Source organism: Kribbella sp. ALI-6-A (assembly GCF_001984195.1).
GTDB lineage: Bacteria > Actinomycetota > Actinomycetes > Propionibacteriales > Kribbellaceae > Kribbella.
Genome location: NZ_MTQN01000010.1, coordinates 1,121,798 through 1,139,976, shown reverse-complemented (window position 1 = coordinate 1,139,976; position 18,179 = coordinate 1,121,798). Strand labels below are relative to the sequence as shown.

At 71.0% G+C, this 18,179-nt stretch carries 21 protein-coding genes and 1 tRNA gene; 10 read left to right on the top strand and 12 right to left on the bottom strand.

Annotated elements, in window-relative coordinates; translation table 11 throughout:
• Positions 1-15: 15 nt before the first annotated feature.
• The 3 genes from BWI15_RS19780 to BWI15_RS19770 are packed head-to-tail and all read right to left on the bottom strand — an operon-like array spanning position 16 to position 1,325.
• The gene (locus BWI15_RS19780) at positions 16-522 is read right to left on the bottom strand and encodes a hypothetical protein (RefSeq protein WP_077015839.1); all 507 of its coding nucleotides are present in this window, start codon (positions 520-522) and stop codon (positions 16-18) included.
• Positions 523-571: 49 nt separating this feature from the next.
• Positions 572-1,090, bottom strand: coding sequence for a hypothetical protein (locus BWI15_RS19775; RefSeq protein WP_077015838.1), 519 nt, complete (start codon positions 1,088-1,090; stop codon positions 572-574).
• A gap of 49 nt (positions 1,091-1,139) precedes the next feature.
• Complete coding sequence (locus tag BWI15_RS19770) at positions 1,140-1,325, bottom strand: PspC domain-containing protein (RefSeq protein ID WP_077015837.1); 186 nt, start codon at positions 1,323-1,325, stop codon at positions 1,140-1,142.
• A gap of 200 nt (positions 1,326-1,525) precedes the next feature.
• Between BWI15_RS19770 and BWI15_RS19765 the strand changes: the two genes are divergently transcribed.
• Positions 1,526-1,597: transfer RNA gene (locus tag BWI15_RS19765), tRNA-Arg, on the top strand.
• Positions 1,598-1,739: 142 nt separating this feature from the next.
• Positions 1,740-2,576: a PhzF family phenazine biosynthesis protein gene (locus BWI15_RS19760; RefSeq protein WP_077015836.1), complete on the top strand. Its 837-nt coding sequence runs from the start codon at positions 1,740-1,742 to the stop codon at positions 2,574-2,576.
• Here the strand turns inward: BWI15_RS19760 and BWI15_RS19755 are convergent.
• Positions 2,573-3,640 carry a lipoate--protein ligase family protein gene (locus BWI15_RS19755; protein ID WP_237771360.1) on the bottom strand — a complete coding sequence of 356 codons (1,068 nt, stop codon included), beginning with the start codon at positions 3,638-3,640 and terminating at the stop codon, positions 2,573-2,575. The two genes, BWI15_RS19760 and BWI15_RS19755, sit on opposite strands and share 4 nt — an antisense overlap.
• Before the next feature lie 44 nt (positions 3,641-3,684).
• On the opposite strand from BWI15_RS19755, the gene BWI15_RS19750 reads away from it, so the two are divergent.
• Complete coding sequence (locus tag BWI15_RS19750; RefSeq protein WP_077015835.1) at positions 3,685-3,918, top strand: VOC family protein; 234 nt, start codon at positions 3,685-3,687, stop codon at positions 3,916-3,918.
• Positions 3,919-3,936: 18 nt separating this feature from the next.
• On the opposite strand, the gene BWI15_RS19745 is transcribed toward BWI15_RS19750, so the two are convergent.
• From BWI15_RS19745 to BWI15_RS19735, 3 genes are read right to left on the bottom strand one after another with little or no spacing between them, the layout of a single operon-like run.
• On the bottom strand, positions 3,937-4,557 hold the full coding sequence (locus tag BWI15_RS19745) for a maleylpyruvate isomerase family mycothiol-dependent enzyme (protein ID WP_077015834.1): 621 nt from the start codon (positions 4,555-4,557) through the stop codon (positions 3,937-3,939).
• Between the two features lie 50 nt (positions 4,558-4,607).
• Positions 4,608-5,846 (bottom strand): RNA polymerase sigma factor, encoded by a 1,239-nt coding sequence (locus BWI15_RS19740; RefSeq protein WP_077015833.1) that lies wholly within the window; start codon positions 5,844-5,846, stop codon positions 4,608-4,610.
• A gap of 10 nt (positions 5,847-5,856) precedes the next feature.
• Positions 5,857-6,189, bottom strand: a complete 333-nt coding sequence (locus tag BWI15_RS19735; protein WP_077016110.1) for a YciI family protein — start codon at positions 6,187-6,189, stop codon at positions 5,857-5,859.
• A gap of 147 nt (positions 6,190-6,336) precedes the next feature.
• On the opposite strand from BWI15_RS19735, the gene zwf reads away from it, so the two are divergent.
• Entirely contained in the window at positions 6,337-7,833 is a 1,497-nt protein-coding gene (zwf, locus tag BWI15_RS19730) for a glucose-6-phosphate dehydrogenase (RefSeq protein WP_143465706.1), read from the top strand.
• On the opposite strand, the gene BWI15_RS19725 is transcribed toward zwf, so the two are convergent.
• Both BWI15_RS19725 and BWI15_RS19720 read right to left on the bottom strand, forming a co-directional pair.
• Positions 7,830-8,426 carry a TetR/AcrR family transcriptional regulator gene (locus BWI15_RS19725; RefSeq protein WP_077015832.1) on the bottom strand — a complete coding sequence of 199 codons (597 nt, stop codon included), beginning with the start codon at positions 8,424-8,426 and terminating at the stop codon, positions 7,830-7,832. The two genes, zwf and BWI15_RS19725, sit on opposite strands and share 4 nt — an antisense overlap.
• A gap of 39 nt (positions 8,427-8,465) precedes the next feature.
• Positions 8,466-9,338: an LLM class F420-dependent oxidoreductase gene (locus BWI15_RS19720; RefSeq protein WP_077015831.1), complete on the bottom strand. Its 873-nt coding sequence runs from the start codon at positions 9,336-9,338 to the stop codon at positions 8,466-8,468.
• A 177-nt stretch (positions 9,339-9,515) separates the two neighbouring features.
• Between BWI15_RS19720 and BWI15_RS19715 the strand changes: the two genes are divergently transcribed.
• Positions 9,516-10,613, top strand: a complete 1,098-nt coding sequence (locus BWI15_RS19715; protein WP_077015830.1) for a tartrate dehydrogenase — start codon at positions 9,516-9,518, stop codon at positions 10,611-10,613.
• Here the strand turns inward: BWI15_RS19715 and BWI15_RS19710 are convergent, their stop codons facing one another.
• Both BWI15_RS19710 and BWI15_RS19705 read right to left on the bottom strand, forming a co-directional pair.
• On the bottom strand, positions 10,614-10,994 hold the full coding sequence (locus tag BWI15_RS19710; RefSeq protein ID WP_077015829.1) for a nuclear transport factor 2 family protein: 381 nt from the start codon (positions 10,992-10,994) through the stop codon (positions 10,614-10,616). It lies immediately after the preceding gene.
• A complete protein-coding gene (locus tag BWI15_RS19705; RefSeq protein WP_077015828.1) occupies positions 10,991-12,181 on the bottom strand; it encodes a DNA alkylation repair protein in 1,191 nt (396 codons plus the stop codon). The genes BWI15_RS19710 and BWI15_RS19705 overlap by 4 nt, the downstream gene beginning before the upstream one ends.
• Before the next feature lie 114 nt (positions 12,182-12,295).
• Here BWI15_RS19705 and cobF point away from each other — a divergent pair, with 114 nt between their 5' ends.
• The gene (gene cobF, locus BWI15_RS19700) at positions 12,296-13,048 is read left to right on the top strand and encodes a precorrin-6A synthase (deacetylating) (RefSeq protein ID WP_077015827.1); all 753 of its coding nucleotides are present in this window, start codon (positions 12,296-12,298) and stop codon (positions 13,046-13,048) included.
• A gap of 3 nt (positions 13,049-13,051) precedes the next feature.
• Here the strand turns inward: cobF and BWI15_RS19695 are convergent, their stop codons facing one another.
• Positions 13,052-13,660: a DinB family protein gene (locus BWI15_RS19695; protein ID WP_202817684.1), complete on the bottom strand. Its 609-nt coding sequence runs from the start codon at positions 13,658-13,660 to the stop codon at positions 13,052-13,054.
• On the opposite strand from BWI15_RS19695, the gene BWI15_RS19690 reads away from it, so the two are divergent.
• From BWI15_RS19690 to BWI15_RS19675, 4 genes are read left to right on the top strand one after another with little or no spacing between them, the layout of a single operon-like run.
• Complete coding sequence (locus tag BWI15_RS19690) at positions 13,659-14,864, top strand: MFS transporter (RefSeq protein WP_077015826.1); 1,206 nt, start codon at positions 13,659-13,661, stop codon at positions 14,862-14,864. The genes BWI15_RS19695 and BWI15_RS19690 overlap by 2 nt on opposite strands.
• Positions 14,865-14,911: 47 nt before the next feature.
• A complete protein-coding gene (locus BWI15_RS19685) occupies positions 14,912-16,012 on the top strand; it encodes a precorrin-3B synthase (RefSeq protein ID WP_237771359.1) in 1,101 nt (366 codons plus the stop codon).
• Positions 16,009-16,641 carry a precorrin-8X methylmutase gene (locus BWI15_RS19680; RefSeq protein ID WP_077015824.1) on the top strand — a complete coding sequence of 211 codons (633 nt, stop codon included), beginning with the start codon at positions 16,009-16,011 and terminating at the stop codon, positions 16,639-16,641. Before BWI15_RS19685 ends, BWI15_RS19680 begins: the two co-directional genes overlap by 4 nt.
• On the top strand, positions 16,638-18,146 hold the full coding sequence (locus BWI15_RS19675; protein ID WP_077015823.1) for a precorrin-2 C(20)-methyltransferase: 1,509 nt from the start codon (positions 16,638-16,640) through the stop codon (positions 18,144-18,146). Before BWI15_RS19680 ends, BWI15_RS19675 begins: the two co-directional genes overlap by 4 nt.
• Positions 18,147-18,179: the final 33 nt, after the last annotated feature.

Here is an 18,179-nt window from a genome sequence, read left to right as displayed (position 1 = left end):
TCCCGGACGGCGGGGTCAGGCGGGGCTGAGGCGCAGGATGGCGAGCGTCTCCACACCGTTGCCGGCGGGGTGCCGCTGATTGACCGTGACGGTGACCACGTCGAGCTTGCCGATCCGGGCCCGATAGCCGGGCTGCTGGCCGTCGCTGCCGGTGGTGTCGGGGTTCTTGCCGGTGAAGTCGACGCCGCTGGCGGTCGCCTTGCTCACCAGGAGCGTGCCGAAGCCGGCCACGCTCGGTTTCAACGGGACCTTCGTGCCCGTGCGCACGTAGATCTCGCAGCGGGCGTCCTTGCAGGCCGGGTAGTTGAAGCCGTCCTGGGCGTGCGGGCCGGTCGGGAGCGCAGCCGCAGTGGTCTGCGCGGGGGTCGAGTCCTCAACCGGCGGCGGCGAACCTTCGCTCGCGGCCGGGCCCGCGCTGGTTTCACTCTCGCCGCCACAGGCGGTGAGCCCGATGGCCAGGACGGCGGCGGCCAGGGGCGTACTGGTTCGCATGAAGTCAGCCAAGCGCAGGGGGCGGGTCACCGGTGGCAGTCTGCCACCTTCCTGCCACGCAGCGTTCCGCGTGGCGGACTCACCGCGTCGCGACGACCTCGATCGTGCTCTGCCGGACCAGCTTCGTGTCCCAGGCGACCGGCTTGCCGTTCAGCTCGACCTTGACCGAGCCGCAGGCGTCGCCGACGCACTTGCCGTCGTACCGGACGCCCCAGAGCTGGAAGAACTGCCGCAGGGTCGGCCGCTCGGCCTGGGTCTTCGCCTCGACGTAGACCAGGCCGTCGTCGGTGTGGGTGTGGATCGCGGCCTGCTCGGCGCGGACGCGGTCGACGCCGATCCCGGCCGGGATCTTCACCGCCGTACCGTCGACGGTGACCGAGAGGTTCACCGTGTAGGGCATCGGGCCGCTGAAGTCGAGCGGCAGGCGTTCCATCCCGGCCTGGTCGATGTAGGAGACCGCGTCGCGCGGCGCGTCCCACGGCGGCGGACCCTCGCGGGTCTCGGCCGGGCCGGCCGGGGCCGGGCCGACCTGGCAGCCGGCCACCACCGGGAGCATCGCCAGTACGACGGCGACGATCACCCGGCGGCCCGCTCTCATGAGGAGCAGGGTTTCACGGCCGGCCGGCGGTCCGGACAGGTGGTCGCGATCACTTCTCCGACGGCATCAGGAACCACAGCACCGCGTAGATCAGAATCTGCGGGCCGGGGAGGATGCAGCTGACGACGAAAATCAGCCGCATCGTGTTCGGCGTGGTGCCGAACCGGCGCGCGAGGCCGGCACACACACCGCCGAACCAACGACCGCGGGACGGACGGACCAAGGTGGTAGCCATGAGGTCGGACTTCCTTTCGCTGTGGGGGTTACGCCCACTATGACGGCCGGCGCGACCGCGGAGATCCCGCCGCGCGGAGGTCCCAGGGACCGATCAGGGTGACCCCGGCCCTGGGCCCTGTGGCATCCCCGGTACCCACCACGCCGGTGCCCGATTCGGGACCTGGCGTGATCACCTGCTACTGTTCTGCTCGTTCCTGAGCCCCCGTAGCTCAGGGGATAGAGCACCGCCCTCCGGAGGCGGGTGCGCAGGTTCGAATCCTGCCGGGGGCGCGGTCGATCTGGGTGATTCATACTCGCGGAGTGCGCGAGTTTGGATCGCCCTTTGTGCCATGTGGGGGTGCAACCCCCACACCCCGCCCGGGGGCTTCGCCCCCGGACCCCCGCTGACGGCGGTGGGTGTTTTGATGGGTGCGTGACTGTGCTGCGCTACGCCGCCTTTTCGACCGATCCTGGCGGTGGCAACCCCGCCGGGGTCGTGCTGGACGCCCGTTTGCTCGACGATGCCGCGATGCAGGCGGTCGCCGCGGAGGTCGGGTACTCCGAGACCGCGTTCCTGACCAGTGGGCCGCGCGGAGCCGACGGGGTGATTCCGATCCGCTACTTCTCGCCGCAGGCGGAGGTGCCGTTCTGCGGGCATGCGACGGTGGCGACCGCGGTGGCGCTGGCCGAGCGGGTCGGTGCCGGTGAGCTGACGTTCTCGACGCCCGTCGGGCTGGTGCCTGTGGTGGTCGAGCCGGGCGCGGACGGACTGCGGGCCACGCTGACCAGCGTCGAGCCGCACGTCGCAGCAGTCGACGACGTGACCGACGTGCTCAGCATCCTCGCCTGGCGGGCCGACGAGCTGGATCCGGAGCTTCCGCCGTACGTCGCCTATGCCGGGGCGCGGCACCTGGTGCTCGCGGCGGCGACGCGGCAGCGGCTGGGGGACCTGGACTACGACTTCGACCGGCTGCGCGCCTACATGCTCGAGCGCGACCTGACCACACTGCAGCTCGTCTGGCGGGAGTCGGAGACCGTGTTTCACGTGCGCGACCCGTTCCCGGTCGGCGGGGTCGTCGAGGATCCGGCGACCGGTGCCGCCGCGGCTGCGTTCGGCGCCTACCTGCGCGAGCTCGGGCTGGTGCGGCCGCCGGTCACCCTGCAGCTTCACCAGGGCGACGACCTCGGCCGCCCGAGCCGGATCGAGGTCGAGCTGCGCGACGGCGACCCGCGGGTGCGGGTCAGCGGAGCCGCAGTAGCGATCGGCTAGGGCACCTGGCGGAGCCACTCCTCGGTGCCGAACTTCTTCACGACCCGCTCCTCGGCCTCGGCGACGGTCTCCGGCGAGATCTCGCCGGGCGCCAGGCCGTAGCGGGCGCGGAACGTGCCGACCATCCGGTCGATCACGTCGGCGCGGTCGAGCCCGGTCTGGCTGCGCAGCGGGTCGACGCGCTTGGCGGCGCTCTTGGTGCCCTTGTCCGACAGCTTCTCGCGGCCGATCCGTAGGACCTGCAGCATCTTCGCGGCGTCCATGTCGTAGGCCATCGTCACGTGGTGCAGCACCGCTCCCCCGGCGAACCGCTTCTGCGCGGCGCCGGCGATCTTGCCGGCCGGCGAGGTGATGTCGTTGATCGGCTGGTACGTCGCGGCGATGCCGAGCTCGTTCAGCGCGCCGACCACCCAGTCGTCGAGGAACGCGTACGACTCGACGTACGACAGGCCGGAGACCAGCGACTCGGGGACGTAGAGCGAGTAGGTGATCGTGTTGCCCGGTTCGACGAACATCGCGCCGCCGCCGCTGATCCGCCGGACCACGGTGACGTCGTGCTCGGCCGCGCCGGCCAGGTCGACCTCGTTGCGCAGCGACTGGAAGCTGCCGATGATCACCGCGTTCGACGCCCACTCCCAGACCCGCAGCGTCGGCGGCCGCTGACCCGACCCGACCTGCTCGGTCAGCACCTCGTCGAGCGCCATCTGCAGCGCCGGCTCCCGCGGTACGTCGTGCACGAACTCCCACGCGTGGTCGTGCCAGCCGGTCGCCCCCGTCAGCGCACGCCGTACGGCGACCGCCACGGCCTCGGGCGAGAACCCGAGCATCTCCACGCCGTCCCCCAGCGCGGCCCGGACCCGCGCGGCGACCTGAGCCGCTGGCGCGCTGACCGGCGTACCGGCCAGGGCGTCGTTGATCCGCGCCAGCGCGTCCTCGGGCTCCAGGAAGAAGTCCCCACTGATCTGCGCGCGCAACACCGTGTCGTCCAGAACCTCGAGATCGGCCACCACGAGCTTCCCGCCGGGGACCTTGTACTCACCATGCACGTTTGCCACAACCGGCATCGGCGGATGGTTGTTCCCGGTCGACCGGCCCTAGGGTCGACGGCATGGATGCGATCGGCGAACTCTCCGACCTGGTGTTCGACTGCGCGGATCCGGACCGGCTGGCCGAATTCTGGTCCCAGGTGTTCGGGATGCGGGTGCTGAGGACCGACGCGGACTCCGCGACGCTGGCCGGCACCCGGCGCCCGTTGACGGACACCCTGGACGAGGACCAAGCAGCGTGGCGCATCATGGCCGACCCGGAAGGCCATCCGTTCTGCCTCGTCACGACCCGTTGACCCGGGCCTGGACAGGCGTCAGGCCGTGGTGAAGCGTTCGGCGTTCGGGCCGTTCAGGCGGCCGGGTGGGAGGGTGCGGCCGCAGATCACCATCAGCAGGTCCTGGGCGGTGCCGGTGACCGGGCGGCCGGTGCCCATGGTCCAGTCGAGGTCCGTGGCTTTCAGCTGGACGCCGGTCAGGTCGACGCCGAAGTACTTGAGATGCTTCGGGCCGGCGCCGGCCAGGACGATGGCGAGGCGGTCCAGCGGGACCTGCCGGTCGATGCCGAGGGCAACGGTGATGTCGAGGCCGTGGATGACGTCGTGGGACAGGGCCGCGTCGTACCCGCTGCCCGGGGGCTTCCAGAGATGGTGGATGTTGTCCTCGATGGTCTGGACGAGCTGCTCGGCGGTGAGCGCGGCCGCGTCGGCGCGGGCCAGCTGGTCGGCCATCCGGTGGAACTTGCCGCGGCTCCGGAGCAGCTCGGCGACGATGCGTGCGGTCGAGTAGCGGTACGGCATCACGATGTGCGCCACCAGCTCCCGGACCCGCCAGCCCTCGCACAGGGTCATCCGGTCCCAGTCGTCGGCGGACAGGCCACGCAGTACGGCGGCCAGCTCGGTGCGTTCGGCGGCGATGGCACTCTGGATGTCGGTCATCGGGTTCCTCCTCGTCGACGGTTGTCACCCCACCGACGAACAGGACCGGGCTAGACGGACAGCTGCTCCAGGCGTCGCTGCAGGAACGCCTGCTCGGGTGCGGTCTTCACCAGCTCCAGCGCAGCCCGGTAAGCGGCGGCGGCCTCGGTCGCACGGCCCAGTCGGCGCAGGAAGTCCGCACGGGTCGCCGGGACGAGGTAGTAGCCGTCGAGCCCGTGCAGCTGGTCCAGCAGCTTCAGCCCCACCCCCGGACCGTCGGCCATGCCGATGGCAACGATGCGGTTGAGCTGCACGACCGGTGTCTGCTTCAGCTGGCCGTACAGGGCGGCGATCTGCGGCCAGTCGGTATCGGCCGCGGTCGGCGCAGTCGCATGGCAGGCAGCGATCGCCGCCTGCACCTGGTACGGCCCCGGCCGCCGGCGCTGCAGTGCCGCGTCCAGCAGGTCCGTGGCCTCGGTGATCTCGTCCAGCCGCCAGCGACTCCGGTCCTGGTCCTCCAGCGTCACCAGTACGCCGTCAGGCGCCAGCCGCGTGTCCCGCCGGGCGTTGTGCAGCAGCATCAGCGCGAGCAGCCCGGCCGCCTCCGGCTCGTCGGGCATCAGCCGCACCAGCAGGCGCGCCAGCCGGATCGCCTCCTCGGTCAGCCCGCTGCGCACGAGCTCAGCGCCCGCAGTTGCGGCGTACCCCTCGTTGAACAGCAGATACAGCACAGCCAGTACGGCGGGAGTCCGCTCGGGCAGCAGGTGGTCCGGCGGCACCCGGTACGGAATGCCCGCATGCTTGATCTTCTGCTTGCCCCGCGTGAGCCGCTTGGACATCGCGTCCTCCCCCACCAGGAAGGCCCGCGCGATCTCCGCGGTGGTCAGCCCGGCCAGTGTGCGCAGCGTCAGGGCGACGCGCGTCTCCATCGCCAGCGCCGGGTGGCAGCAGGTGAACATCAGCCGCAGCAGATCGTCCTGAACGACGCTCGCCGGCTCCTGCGGCCACGCCGCACCGTCCGGACCCGCGACACCGTCGGGATCGGTCATCACCGCCACCTCTCGCAGCTTCGCGGACCCGACCGCCTCACGCCGCATCCAGTCGATCGCGCGCCGCCGGGCCGTGGTCGTCAGCCAGGCCCCCGGCTTGTCCGGTACGCCGTCCTCGGGCCAGCGCCGCAGCGCCGCCGCGAACGCCTCCTGCACGCACTCCTCGGCGACCTCCCAGTCGCCGGTGACCCGGATCAGCGTGGCCAGCACCTGGCCCCACTCCTCCCGGAACACGCGGTCCAGCTGCTCGGCGACGCTCATCGGGCACCAGTCATCGGGGCGGACCGGCCACCACCGGCCGGATCTCGATCGTCCCGTACGTCGCCGCCGGGTGCTTGGCCGCGATCTCGATCGCCTCGTCCAGGTCGGCGCAGTCGATCAGCACGAACCCGCCGATCTGCTCCTTGGTCTCCGCGAACGGCCCGTCGGTGAGCAGCACCTCGTCGTCGCGCACCCGCACGGTCGTCGCCTCCCGCGGCGGCCGCAGCCCGGCGCCGCCCTCGACCACGCCGCGAGCCTCCATCTCCTCCGACCAGCCGCCACAACCGTCCATCGCGTGCGCCTCGGCCGACTCGTCCCCGCAGATCATCAACAGGTACTTCACCCGAACTCCTCTCTTCACCTCACCGACGAACAGCATCCACCGTGACGGACACCTCCACCGTACGAGTTGACGACGTCTCCGACGCGAAGCCCGCGACTGCCTACACTTTCGAGTGGTGCACCAGCTTCGCGTCCCCAGGAGGACCGCATGCCAGACCGTAGCCAGACGATCGCTTATCCCGCGCCCGGATCGCGGCCGTCGCGGCGGGGACCGGAGCCGCTGGCGCCGCACGTGATCGTGCTGTTCGGCGCGACCGGTGACCTGGCCAAGCGCAAGCTGCTGCCGGGGCTGGCCTACCTGCAGCAGTCCCGGTTCGCGCCCGACGTACGGATCATCGGTACGGCGACCGAGCAGCTCACCAACGAGGAGTTCCGGGCCCGCGCGCGGCTGGCGGTCGACACCTACGGGATGCACAAGCTCACCGAACAGGAGTGGGAGCAGTTCGCCGACCGGCTGGAGTACGTGGCGCGGGACGCCGGGCCGGCCGGACTCGCCGAGGCGGTGCACAAGGCCGAGGCACTGCTCGGTCCGGACACCTGCCGCCTGCACTACCTGTCGGTGCCGCCGAAGGCCGCGCACTCGGTGATCGAGATGCTGCGCGACGCCGACCTGGTCGACCGGGCCCGGGTGGTGATGGAGAAGCCGTTCGGCGACGACCTGGCCAGCGCGGTCGAGCTGAACAACTTCGTGCACGAGACCTTCGACGAGGAGCAGATCTTCCGGATCGACCACTTCCTCGGCAAGGAGGCGGCGCAGAACATCCTCGCCTTCCGGTTCGCCAACGGCCTGTTCGAGCCGATCTGGAACCGCAACTTCATCGACCACGTCCAGATCGACATCCCCGAGTCGCTCGGCCTGGACCAGCGGGCCACCTTCTACGAGCCGACCGGTGCGTTCAAGGACATGGTCGTCACGCACGTGCTGCAGGTGCTCGCGTTCGTCGCGATGGAGCCGCCGACGGCGCTGGAGCCGCGGGCCATCTCGGAGGAGAAGAACAAGGTCTTCCGCTCGATGCTGCCGATCCAGCCGGCCGACGTCGTCCGCGGCCAGTACAGCGGCTATCGGCACGAGGACGGTGTCGCGCCGGACTCCGACACCGAGACGTTCATCGCGATGAAGGTCGGGATCGACAACTGGCGCTGGGCCGGCGTGCCGTTCTACCTGCGCACCGGCAAGCGGATGGCCGAGGGGATGCGGATCATCTCGATCGCGTTCAAGGAGGCGCCGAAAACGATGTTCCCGGCCGGCTCCGGCGTCGGATCGCAGGGACCGGATCACCTGACCTTCGACCTGGCCGACTCGTCGCGGGTCTCGCTGTCGTTCTACGGCAAGCGGCCCGGGCCGGGGTTCCGGCTGGAGAAGCTGTCGATGCAGTTCTCCACCCAGGAGACGGAATCGGCGGCCGACGTACTGGAGGCCTACGAGCGGTTGATCCTGGACGCGATGCGCGGCGACCACACGCTGTTCACCACCGCCGAGGGCATCGAGTCGCTGTGGGAGAACTCGACGCTGCTGCTCGAGGACCCACCGCCGGTCAAGCCGTACGCGCCCGGCACCTGGGGACCGAACGCGATCCACCAGCTGATCGCGCCGCGGGCCTGGCGGTTGCCGTTCGAACGCGAGTGGCGCGAGAACAAGTCCTAGCTCGGGCGGCGCAGGTCCTCGATCGCCTCGGTCAGCGCGGTCTCCAGGTAGGTGATCCGGCCGGTGGCGACGAGCATCGTCGCGCCGCCGGTGACCGCGGTCAGGATCGCCGTCGCCGCTCGGCTCGGGTCGACCGACGCGTCGATCTCACCCGACGCCCGTGCTGCCTCGACGCCGCGGACCAGGTACTCCAGCCAGCGGTCGAGCAGGTCTTTGACGATCTGCCGCGTGGCCGTACCGCCCGTCCCGAGCTGCCCGGTCAACGCCGACAGCGCACACCCGTCGCGCTGCTCGTCGTAGATCGTGATGACCCGCCGGCGCCAGGCCTGCCACTTGCGCCAGGTGGTGAGATCGCCGAGCTCCGGCAGTTGCTCGGCGATCACCTGATCGGCCTCCCGGCGCGCGACCGCCAGCATCAGGTCGGCCTTGCCGTCGGGAAAGTAGTGGAACAACTGGCTCTTGCTGGTCGCGGTCACGGCGCGGATGTCGTCCAGCCCGACGTTCGCCACACCTTGCTCGCGGATCAGCAGCGCGGCCCCGTCGACGATCCGCTGCCGCGTCGCGGCACCCTTCGCCGTCAGCACCCGCTCCATGCGTTTCAGCCTACCGTCGCCCCGGTCCGGATCCCTGCGCTAGAAGGCCGCGGCGACCGGGATGACGTCGGTGCCGATGCGCTGCAACCGGTCCAGCTGCTGCACGTCCGGGACCGAGCCGATCGCGACCTGGACACCGAGGCCGTGCAGGCGGCCGAGCTCGTCGATCAGCTGCTGGGTCTTCTCGCCGTTCGCGCCGGGGTCGAGCGGCTGGTACACGGTCTTGGTGATCTCGTCGTAGTCGCGGCCGACGGTGTCGCAGTGCTGCCGCAGGACGTCGAGCTTGTGCTCCAGGTCAGGCGTGTTGAACAGGTTGCAGGCCTGCGCGTACTGGGCGACCAGGCGCAGCGTCTTCCGCTCGCCACCGCCGCCGATCATGATCGGCGGATGCGGCCGGCTGAGCGCCTGCGGCACGTTCAGCAGCCGGTCGGCCTGGTAGTGCTTGCCCGCGAACGGCCCGTCGTCGGCGGACCACATCTGCAGCATGTAGCGGACCGTCTCCTCCAGCCGCTCGAACCGCTCGGCCAGCGGCGGGAACGGGAACCCGAGGCCGCGCGACTCCTCCTCGTTCCAGCCGGCGCCGATGCCGAGCATCGCGCGCCCGCCGGACAGCACGTCCAGCGTGGTGACCGCCTTCGCGAGCAGCCCAGGCTCGCGGTAGTGCACACCGCTGATCACGGTCAGCAGCTTGGCGCGCTCGCTGTGCGCCGCCAGGAATCCGAGCGTCGTGTAGGCCTCGAGCATGTCGTTCTCGGTGGGGCCCACGACGCTGATCTGGAAGAAGTGGTCCATCACCGCGAGGTACCCGAAGCCGGCCTCGTCGGCAGTACGGGCGACGGCCGCGAGCTCCGGCCCGAGCATGCTCGCGCCGTTCGGCCAGGTGAAGTCGGGGATCTGCAGACCGATGTCCATGAAAAGTGAGTCCTCTCGTTGCAGTCTGCCACCGGTCAACACCCGAGCGTCCACGATGCTTCCCGATCCGGCCCGGCAATCGGCGAGCGGCGCCGAGTTCGCCGGAGGCCGACCGGACGCGGACCGAACGTGGACCGGTCGTGGACGCGGCGGGCCGATCGCTGATCTGATCGAGCCATGACGACGCACCGGATCGCCCTCATCCCCGGCGACGGCATCGGCCGCGAGGTGGTGCCCGCCGCGCTCGGCGTGCTCGAGGCCGTCGGGCGGCGGCACGCGATCAGCTTCGGGTACGACGAGTTCGACTGGTCCTGCGAGCGGTACCTGGCCGAGGGCTCGATGATGCCGGCCGACGGCCTGGACCGGATCCGCGGCCACGACGCGGTTTTCCTCGGCGCGGTCGGCTTTCCCGGCGTACCGGATCACGTGTCGTTGTGGGGGTTGCTGATCCCGATCCGGCGGCAGTTCCAGCAGTACGTGAACCTGCGGCCGATCCGGGTCTTCGAAGGCCTCGACAGCCCGGTACGCCGCGCGGTCGCGGGCGAGGTCGACCTGGTCGTGGTCCGGGAGAACGTCGAGGGCGAGTACAGCGAGATCGGCGGGCGGATGAGCCGCGGCTTGCCCGAGGAACTCGCGGTCCAGCAGGCCGTGTTCACCCGCGCCGGGGTGACCCGGCTGGTCGACTACGGGCTGGCGCTGGCCGAGCGGCGGCGCGGGTACGGCGAGGCCGCGGCCCGGCAGCGGACCGGCTACGTGACCTCGGCCACCAAGTCGAACGGGATCGTGCACACGATGCCGTTCTGGGACGAGATCGTTGCCGAGCGCACCGAGTTGCACCCGGATGTGCGCTGGGACCAGGAGCACATCGACGCGCTGAGCGCGAAGCTGGTGCTCGATCCCGCGCGGTTCGACGTGATCGTCGCCTCGAACCTGTTCGGCGACATCCTCAGCGACCTGGCCGCGGCCGTTGCCGGCGGCATCGGGATCGCCCCGGCCGCCAACCTCAATCCCGAACGCGACTTCCCGTCGTTGTTCGAGCCCGTGCACGGCTCGGCGCCGGACATCGCAGGGCGCGGGATCGCCAACCCGATCGGCGCGATCTGGACCGCCGCGATGATGCTCGACCACCTCGGCCATCCCGAAGCCGCCGCCGAGGTGGAGACCGCGATCGCCGGCGTACTGGCCGCCCGGGAGGTCCGCACGCCCGATCTCGGCGGGACAGCGACGACGGCGAGCTTCACGCAGGCCGTGCTGGACCAGCTGACCGCGCGGTGATCAGGGCGCGATCTCCAGCGAGATGATCACGTCGTCGGCCAGCGTGAAGCGGTGGATGAGGTCGACCTGGCCGCCGGGGAAGTCGCCTTCCAGGTGGTGGGTGAGCACCCAGTGGGAGTCGTCGAGCTTCTCGGCGTGGGTGAGCTCGGAGGTGTAGGTGTACTCCGAGACGGCGGTCTCGCGCCAGTGCCGGATCTCGTCGTGGCCGGTGTAGGTCTGGCCGTCGTCCAGGACCGTGGCGTCCTCGGCGAAGGCCGGCAGCAGGTCGTGGAAGTTCGCCTTGCGCCCGGGCTGGGTCTCGCGCAGGTACGCCGTGATCGCGTGCGGCAGGTGCTTGACGGTCTCGGCGACGGTCGGGTCGGGCGGGGTCGGGATGGTCATCGGCTGCCTTCCGTGGAGAGGGTGAAGGTGGCGCGACCGAACGGCCGGCCGTTGATCTGCAACTCCAGGGCGTGCTCGCCGGGGTAGTACCGGCGAGTGGAGATCGGCTTGAACGAATGCCGCTTGGCCAGCCGGATCGACTCGCCGGGGGCCAGCGTGCGGGTGGTGAGCTTGAAGACCTTGGGCGCGAGCGTGCCGTTGGCCTTGACGTGGTGGACGACGTAGTCGATCGCCAGGCGTACCTCGTCGGCGCCGTGGTTGCGCGCGTCGAAGGAGAACTCGAGGGACTCCCCCACGGTGACGCCGTCGGTCGACAGCGCCGGGCCGTCGACGGTGAGGCCGGCCGGTGGGGCGTAGCCGAGCAGCGCGAGCGCGTCGGGGTCGCCGGCTTTGATCAGCGTGCGGAGTGCGTGCCGGACGAGCTGCGGAGTCGTCGGCGCGGGGTCGTCGAGCCAGGCGGCCGCGACCTGTACGGCGAGAGCGGGGTCGGCGCGGCTGACGTCGTTGAGGTGGTTGGCGACCGAGCGGCGCACGTACGACGAGTCGTCGCGACGGAGGGCGTCGAGGATCGGGCGGGTGACGGCGGGGCGGGCGAGGATATCGCGGACCTGCTTGGCCCAGGGCAGACGTGGACGGGTGCCTTCGGTGGCGAGGCGGCGGACGTGTTCGTCGGGGTGGTCGGTCCAGGTGGTGACGATCGCGAGGGTGCGGTCGAGGTCGGCCGAGAGAAAGGTCCGCAATGCGAACTCGGCGGTGAGGCGAGGAGTGAGCAGCGCGAGCAGCTCGAGCCCGCGCTCGAAGTCCGCCGGGTGAGCGGAGGCGGACGGGGATCCGGCGGTGGTCGCCGACGCGGATCCGGCAGTCGCGCCGGCGGTGACGGCTTCGCCGGCGACCGCTTCGGTCGCTCGGACCGCGACGGCTTCGGTGACCGGCCAGATCATCCAGCCGGTGAAGTCTTCGCGCGTCAGGGCGGCCCGGAACAGCTCGTCGACCGGCTCGAAGCCTGGCGGCAGATCGGCGAGCAGCGCGTCGCGAACCAGCCGGCCGCGCTCGCTGAACGTCGTACCGGGCAGGGCCGCCGGAGCGGCGCGCAGAGCCGTCAACCGCAGCGCCGGATCGACCTCGTGCAGGATCGACCCCAAGGCCGCCACCGAGCTGGTGCTGAGCATTTCTTCGGCGGTCGGCACGCGTCTCCCTGGTGGTCGGGCGGCCCTCGACGAGCCGCTGAGACCGAGCGTACGAGCCGCCACCGACAACCCCGCTCCCCCACCGCCCGGCAGCCGGTCACTAGGCTCCGCGGCATGGAGATCTTGGTGATCGGGATCGGGGCCGGGGATCCGGACCACCTGACCCTGCAGGCGGTGCGGGCGGTGGAGCGGGCCGACGTGTTCTTCGTGCTCGACAAGGGCGAGGTCAAGCAGGAGCTGGTGGACCTGCGGACCGAGATCCTCCAGCGGCACGCGCCGGAGGCGAAGGTCGTCGTGGGCCGCGACCCCGACCGGGACCGGACGAGTTCGGCGTACGTCGAGTCGGTGGACGACTGGCGGCGGCGCCGGGCCGACGTGTGCGCCGGCATGATCGAGCGCGAGTTGACCGGCGACCAGGTCGGCGCGTTCCTGGTCTGGGGCGATCCGTCCCTCTACGACAGCACGCTCGCGATCCTCGAGGACATCCAGGCACGGGGTGAGCTGACGTTCGGTGTCGAGGTGATCCCGGGCATCAGCAGCGTCTCTGCGCTCGCCGCCCGGCACCGGATCGGGCTGAACCAGGTGGGCAAGCCGATCCAGGTGACCACCGGCCGGCGGCTCGCGCAGAGCTGGCCGGACGGGGTCGACGACGTCGTGGTGATGCTCGACGCCCAGACCGCGTTCACCGCCCACACCGACCAGGATGCGGACATCTACTGGGGCGCCTACCTCGGGACGCCGGACGAGCTGCTGGTGTCCGGCAAGCTGTCCGAGGTGGCCGCCGAGATCGAGCAGGTCCGCGCCGAGGCCCGCGAGCGCAAGGGCTGGATCATGGACACCTACCTGCTGCGCCGCAACCACCGCTAGCGTTCACTCGCCGCGCGCACCGTCGATCAGCTCGCGCAGGATGTCCAGGTGGCCGAGATGCCGCGCCGACTCCTGCAGTACGTCGGTGAGGATCCGCTCGACCCTGACCGGCTCGTCGCCGCCCGGCACGAAGGCTGACCAGTCGGCCGTGGCCAGGGTCTGCTGGGAGCGGGCCCACTCGTCGTCGTACGCGGAGATCACCGAGGCGATCGTCTCGTCGGGACCGATCCGGAACTCGAAGTCGTAGTCGTCGGACCGCCACAGCGACGGCAGCTCCTGGCCGCCGATCCGGCGCTGGACGTGCTCGCGCTGGACGGCTGTCAGGTGCTTGACCAGACCGAGCGGACTCATCGCCGGGGACGTCGGCAGCGGCGTCGCGCGGGCCTGCTGCTCGTCCAGCCCGTCCAGCTTGTTGACGGCGGTGGTGTGAACGGCCTGCAGAAAGCCGAGCACGGACTCGCGCAGCGTGGCATCGGCGGCGGGCCACGGGCGGTCGCGCAGAGGCATGGTCAGGCCTTCGTCCAGTTCGCACGGGTCGGAGTGACCACCGTAGTACCAGGACGGCGCGAAACCGCCGGAGTTGCTGCTGGCAACCAGCTGGAGTGGTGGCATGTCTGGTGCTGCATTGGTACGTACGCCGGTGTTCCGGTGGCTCGGCGTCGTGGCGGTGACACTGGGGATCTTCTCGATCGTCACCGTCGAGATCCTGCCGATCGGGCTGCTGACGCCGATCGGCCAGGACTTCGGTCTTTCGCCCGGCCGGACGGGATGGCTGATGACGGCGCCCGGACTGGTCGCGGCCGTGGCGGCTCCGGTGGTGACCGTGACGACCGGGCGGGTCGATCGCAGGCTGATGCTCGGGGTGCTGATGGTCGTGCTGGCCGGAGCTGACGTCCTGGCGGCGGTGGCCGACGTGTACTGGCTGGAGCTGGTGTCACGGGTGCTGGTCGGGCTGGTGATCGGCGGGTTCTGGTCGATCGGGGCCGGGCTGGCGGGGCGGCTGGTGCCGGAGCATCAGGTCGGACGCGCGACCGCGGTGATCTTCTCGGCCGTGCCGCTGGGGTCGGTGCTCGGCGTACCGGCGGGAACGTGGCTCGGCGAGCTCGGTGGGTGGCGGCTGCCGTTCGTGGTGCTCGGTGGGCTGAGTGTGCTGGTGCTGATGGCGTTGGTGGTCTTCGTGCCGCCACTGCCGGCTGAGCAGGTCACCAGACTTGCGGTGCTGTGGGAGGTGCTGCGGCTCAGGCAGACGCAGGTCGGGCTGGTGGCGACCTGTCTGATCGTGGTCGCTCACTTCGGCACCTACACGTACGTGACGCCGTTCCTGCGCGACGTGACCGGTGTCCGGCCGGAGCTGATGAGCACCTTGCTGCTGGTCTACGGGGTCGCGGGGCTGGTGGGGAACGCGGTGGCTGGTCTGACTGTCGACCGGTGGCTGCGGCTCACCTTCGGCGGCGCGGCCTGCATGCTGGCGCTGGCAACGCTGCTGCTGCCGTTGGCCGGCCGGACGACGCTCGGCGCGGCCGGACTGCTGGTCGTGTGGGGACTCGCGTACGGCGCGGTGCCGGTCTCCTCGATGAGCTGGTTCGCCGCGGCGGCTCCGCAGGCTCGGGAGGCGGCGACCGTGCTGTTCACCTCGTCGTTCCAGGCGACGCTGTCGGCCGGCGCGCTGGTGGGCGGCCTGTTGCTCGACCGGACGACGGTGTCGGTCGTGATGGTGGCCGGCGGGCTGACCGCCTTGCTGATGGTGGGAGTGCTGGCGCTGGAGTCCGTGACGCAGAACACAGGGGGTGGGCGGGACGTAGCATCACGGCTGTGACCAGCGCTGGGAGGAGTGAACCGGACCGCTGTCCTGGCGTGCTCTCCGTGCATCAGGCGGCTGACGGTGGGCTGGCCCGCGTGCGGCTGCCGGGCGGCGTGGTGAGCCCTGCGCAACTGCGCGTACTCGCCGCCGCCTCCGCTGACCTCGGCGACGGGAACCTGGAGCTGACCTCGCGGGGCAACATCCAGATCCGCGCCCTGCGGCCCGGAGCACCCAAGGAACTCTCCGACCGCCTGTACGACGCCGGTCTGCTCCCGTCGCTCACTCACGAGCGCGTCCGCAACATCCTCGCCTCTCCCCTGTCCGGGCTCGACCAGCACAGCCAGTACGACGTACAGCCGCTGGTGGCCGCCCTGGATCGCAACCTCTGTGCGACTCCACGATTGGCGGAGCTGCCGGGACGGTTCCTGTTCACGCTGGACGACGGGCGTGGCGACCTGGCCGCCATCGGCGCTGATGTCGGTGTGCGGTTCACGGGTGCTCAGGCGGCCCTGCTGCTGGCCGGTGAGGACACCGGAGTGCGGCTCAGCCCCGCGGATGCTCCGCGCGTGATGCTGCAGGCGGCTGAGGCGTTTCTGGACGAGCGGGAGGCGCAGCAGTCGGCTGCGTGGCGGCTGGGCGAGCTGACCGACGGGGTGCTCGAAGTGCTGAGCAGACTGGGCTACAGCAAGTCAGCTGGACAGTCGGCACCACAAGGCGAGGCTGTGCGGGCTGGGATGCATGGCCCGGAGTTGCTGGTGGCCACCGTGCCGCTGGGAAGTCTCGGCCAGGAACAGGCTGCTGCACTGGCCGACGCGGTACAGCTGCGGGTCACCCCTTGGCGGTCCGTCGTCGTGGTCGGCGGAGACGTCGACCGGCTCGTGGCAGCAGGCCTCGTGGTGGACGAGGAGTCGCCGTGGAACCGGATGACCGCCTGCGCGGGCCGTCCCGGCTGCGGAAAGGCGTTGGCCGACGTACGGCGGGACGCGCGGCGGGTGGCTGCGATGGTGCCGTCCGGGCGGCGGCCGGTGCACTGGTCTGGTTGTGAGCGGCGGTGTGGGCAGCCTGCGGGAGACTTCGTGGACGTGCTCGCGCTGACCGACGGGTACTCGGTCGACGGCTCTGCCGCCGTGACCGCCGAGCAGAGTGTGATGAGGATGCGGTGAGCCAGTACGAGTACGAGACCGACGGGGCCGAGATCTACCGGCGGTCGTTCGCGACGATCCGGGCCGAAGCCGCGCTCGGAGCCCTGCCGCCGGACGTGGCGCAGGTCGCCGTCCGGATGATCCATGCCTGCGGGATGACAGATCTGGTGGCCGACCTGGCCTGGTCGACCGGCGTGGTGAAGGCCGCCCGGGAGGCCTTGCGGCAGGGGGCACCGATCTTCTGCGACGCGGCGATGGTCGCGGCCGGGGTCACCCGGCGGCGGTTGCCCGCGGACAACGAGGTCGTCTGCACGCTCAGCGACCCGCGCGTGCCCGAGCTGGCCCAGCAGTTGCGGACCACACGCAGCGCCGCCGCGCTCGACCTCTGGATCGACCGGCTGGAAGGGTCGGTTGTTGCCGTGGGCAACGCTCCGACGGCGTTGTTCCGGCTGCTCGAGCTGATCGAGGCCGGTGCGCCGAAGCCGGCCGCCGTCCTGGGCATCCCGGTCGGCTTCATCGGTGCGGCCGAGTCAAAGGAAGCGCTCGCGGCCAACGACCTGGGGCTGGAGTACCTGGTCGTCCGTGGGCGCCGGGGTGGCAGTGCGATCAGCGCCGCCGCCATCAACGCGATCGCTAGTGAGGAAGAGTGACCGGACGGCTGTGGGGTGTCGGGCTCGGCCCGGGCGACCCCGAACTGGTGACCGTGAAGGCCGCCCGACTGATCGGCGCCGCGGACGTGATCGCGTTCCACAGTGCGCGGCACGGCCGGAGCATCGCCCGGTCGGTCGCGGCGCCGTACCTGCGCGACGGTCAGCTCGAGGAACACCTGGTCTACCCGCTGACCACCGAGACGACCGATCACCCCGGCGGCTACCAGGGCGCGATGGACGACTTCTACGCCGAGTGCGCCGCGCGGCTGGCCGCGCACCTCGACGCCGGCCGGGACGTCGTCGTACTGGCCGAGGGTGACCCGCTCTTCTACGGCTCCTACATGCACATGCACAAGCGGCTGACCGACCGCTACGACTGCGAGGTGGTGCCGGGTGTGACGTCGGTCAGCGCGGCCGCCGCCGTCCTGGGCCGGCCGTTGTGCGAACGCGACGAGATCCTGACCGTGCTGCCCGGCACGCTGCCGCCGGACATCCTCGCGCAGAAGCTGCGGGAGACCGACGCGGCCGCGGTGATGAAGCTCGGGCGCACCTTCGGCAACGTGCGCGAGGCGTTCGAGCTGGCCGGTCGCGCCGACGAGGCCTGGTACGTCGAACGCGCGACCACCGATGCGCAGCGGACGCTGCCGCTGGCCGATGTCGACCCCGACTCCGTGCCGTACTTCTCGCTGGCCCTGCTGCCGAGCCCGATCAACAACACCTTCGCGACGCCGGTCACCGGCCGGCCGCTGGAGGAAGGTTCCGTCACGGTGGTCGGCCTCGGACCGGCCGGCCCCGAGTGGATGACGCCGGAAGTTCGCGCCGCTCTGGCCAACGCCGACGACGTGATCGGCTACGGCCCGTACGTCGACCGCCTGCCCGACCGGGCCCGGCAGCGCAAGCACCCCTCGGACAACAAGGTGGAGTCCGAGCGCGCCGCCTTCGCGCTCGACCTGGCCCGCAAGGGATCGCGCGTCGTGGTCGTGTCCTCCGGCGATCCCGGCGTCTTCGCGATGGCCAGCGCGGTCACCGAGGTCGCCGCCGAGCCCGAGTACGCCGACATCGCCGTCCGGGTCCTGCCCGGCATGACCGCCGCCCAGGCCGTCGCCAGCCGCGCCGGTGCTCCACTCGGCCACGACTACTGCGTGCTGTCGCTGTCGGACCGGCTCAAGCCGTGGGACGTGATCGCCGCCCGCCTGACCGCCGCCGCGACGGCGGACCTGGCGATCGCGATCTACAACCCGGCGTCCAAGTCGCGGACCTGGCAGGTCGCCGCGACCCGCGACCTGCTGCTCGAGCACCGCGACCCCGGTACGCCGGTCGTGGTCGGCCGCGACGTCGGCGGAGCGAGCGAATCGGTCACGATCACCACGCTCGGCGAGCTCGACCCGGCCACGGTCGACATGCGCTGCCTGCTGCTGATCGGGTCGTCACAGACCCGCTCGGTCGATCGTCCGGCCGGGTCGCTGGTGTTCACTCCGCGTCGCTATCCGCAAGGGGCCGGTTAAGTCTGCCGGTCGAAGGAATGAGTCACGCACTCC